This is a genomic window from Listeria cornellensis FSL F6-0969 (assembly GCF_000525855.1).
In the GTDB taxonomy this organism is placed as follows: domain Bacteria; phylum Bacillota; class Bacilli; order Lactobacillales; family Listeriaceae; genus Listeria_A; species Listeria_A cornellensis.
On record NZ_AODE01000077.1, the window covers coordinates 1 to 1,118 of the forward strand.

At 50.1% G+C, this 1,118-nt stretch carries 1 protein-coding gene; it reads left to right on the top strand.

Annotated features, from left to right (window positions below; genetic code table 11):
- Positions 1-1,118, top strand: a 1,118-nt coding sequence (locus tag PCORN_RS19550) for an Ig-like domain-containing protein (protein WP_036082724.1), incomplete at both ends; no start/stop codon positions are given.

Consider the following 1,118-nt stretch of genomic DNA (forward strand, 5'->3'; position numbering starts at 1 on the left):
AACTGCCAACACCTTGTTTAATGCCATCACGCCAACAACGATTGGCGCGTTGACAACCGACTCCACAAGCGTTTCCGGAAAAGGCGAACCTAACAGCGACATCGTCATCAAAAACGGTAGCACAATCCTCGCATCTGGTAAAACAAACAGCGCCGGTGACTATAGCTTCAACATCACCAAACAAGCGGGCGGTTCTACCGTTACGGCGACAGTAACAAAAGCTTCAAACGGTAAAACATCGACTGCTAACACAACCATCGTAGATAACACGATCGCCCAAACAACGATTGGCGCGTTAACAACGGAATCCACAAGCGTTTCCGGAAAAGGCGAACCTAATAGCGACATCGTGATCAAAAACGGCACGACAACCATCGTATCTGGTAAAACAGACAGCAGCGGTAGCTACACGTTCAACATCACCAAACAAGCCGGCGGTTCTACCATTTCGGCGACAGTAACTAAAGCATCGAACGGTAAAACATCCACGGCCAGCACAACCATCGTAGATGATGCGATTACGCAAACAACGATTGGCACGTTGACAACCGATTCCACAAGTGTTTCTGGAAAAGGCCAAGCCAACAGCGCTATCGTGATCAAAAACGGTACGACAACCATCGCGTCTGGTCAAACAGACAGCGCCGGTAACTACAGCTTTATTATCGCCAAACAAGCCGGCGGTTCAACCATTACAGCGACAGTGACCAAAGCATCGAACGGTAAAACATCGACGGCCAGCACCACGATTGCCGATGACGATATCGTCCAAACAACGATTGGCGCGTTGACAACCGATTCCACGAGCGTTTCTGGAAAAGGCGAAGCCAACAGCAACATCGTGATCAAAAACGGCACGACTACCATCGCCTCTGGTAAAACAGACAGCGCCGGTAACTACAGCTTTATCATCGCCAAACAAGCGGGTGGCTCTACGATTTCTGCAACAGTAACGAAAGCATCGAACGGTAAAATATCGACGGCCAGCACCACGATCGCCGATGACACCATCGCCCAAACAACGATTGGCGCGCTGACAACCGATTCCACAAGCGTTTCTGGAACAGGCGAAGCGAACAGCGCTATCGTGATCAAAAACGGTACGACAACCATCGCCT